General features: G+C 71.3%; 2 protein-coding genes. Both read right to left on the reverse strand.

Annotated features, from left to right (window positions below; genetic code table 11):
• A partial coding sequence (locus AC1DYN_RS32495; protein WP_477966917.1) for a DUF4153 domain-containing protein occupies nucleotides 1–1,287 on the reverse strand: 1,287 nt, incomplete at its 3' end.
• Nucleotide 1,288: 1 nt separating this feature from the next.
• A partial coding sequence (locus AC1DYN_RS32500; RefSeq protein WP_477966919.1) for a hydroxyisourate hydrolase occupies nucleotides 1,289–1,493 on the reverse strand: 205 nt, incomplete at its 5' end.

The following is a 1,493-nucleotide window of genomic DNA, read 5'->3' on the forward strand; positions in this document are numbered from 1 at the left end:
CGCCAGTTCGGTGCGCAGCCAGGCGGTATCCGGGCCGGTCGTGCTGCTATCGAGCCGGGCCAGGGTGGCGCGGCCGTAGCGGGCGCCGTGATGCCACAGATAGGCCACGTCCAGTTGCCGTAAGGTGATCTGGCCGGCATCGAGGCGCGCCAGCTGGCTGGCGACGGCGATGCGTCCCGGATCGCCGGGCGGCGAAAGCAGCAGCGCCAGCACGCCGAGCACCGCGAAGGCGGCGGCGATGTTGACCCCGGCCAGCGTGGGCAGCCAGCCGCGCCGCAGGGCCGCCGCCGCGTACCCTCCGGCATAGCACGCCGCCACCAGCAGGCAGGCGGCAGCGATCACCCGGTCTGTCGACCAGCCATGATCGAGCACGCGCAGCGCGAGGGCGTACGCCGCGAGCAGCGTCAGTGGCGCCAGCAGCAGGCTCGCCACGCGCGCCGAGACGGCGATGACGCGCGCCGGGCGCTCGCTGCCGTCCTGCCAGGCCGCATTGATCAGCACCACGAAGCTGGCCGCCGCCGACAGCAGCATCCCGGCGGCGCTGCGCGTGGCCCACAGCGGCTCGAGCCCGGTGAACGGCAGGCTGGCCAGGAAGCCGCCCACCAGCAGCGTGAGCACCGGCAGTGTCCACGACAGCAGCACGTGCACCAGATTGCGGATCCCGCGCACGATGGCCGGCTTGACGTCGGTCAGGTGCATCGCGCTGGCAAAGGCGAAGGCGGTGACGGGAATGGCGAACCAGGCCTTGCGCATGGCCTGGCTCAGGAAGTCGAGCCGGATCAGGTCGAACAGCGACGCACCCAGTTGCAGCACGAGCCAGGTCGCGCCGACGAACAGCGCGCTGAAGGCGAGCTGCAGGCCAAGGGTCCACGCCACGTCAAAATAGGTGGCGTACGACGCGATGCGCCGGCGCTCGCGCGCGCCGGCGAGCACCAGCGCGTGGGCGATGAAGCAACCGGCCGCCAGGCACACCGACAGGGCGCCGGATGGCGTCGGGCGCAGCACGTCGACGCCGCCCAGCCGGCGCCAGATGTCGTGGATCGCCAGCAGCGTGATCGCGATGGCCGCGGTCCCCGCCCAGCTTGCCAGCGTCCGCCGTGGCAGATGCCCGAGGGCGCTGATCAGGATCACCGGCAGCAGCACGCCCAGCATCACCAGCGGCGCGAACAGCAGGGGCGTGGTCGCGGGCCAACATGTATCCTCCAGCGCCGTGTAAAGCAGGTACAGCAGCACGCCCTGGATCAGGCCGATGCCGATGCGGGCGGGGCCGAGCCGGTGCGGCGCCAACCTAACTGCCCCGGTAGGTCGAGTACGACCAGGGCGTCATCACCAGCGGCACGTGGTAATTCTGGTCCGTGGCCGCGATGCCGAAGCCCAGCGTGATGCGGTCGAGGAAGCGCGGGGTGGACATGGCCACGCCGCGCGCCGCGTAGTAGTCGCCCGCATGAAACACCAGCTCGTACTGGCCGGGGCACATTGCCGCTGCATTCAGT

It is taken from the genome of Rhizobacter sp. P2_D12 (assembly GCF_056404395.1).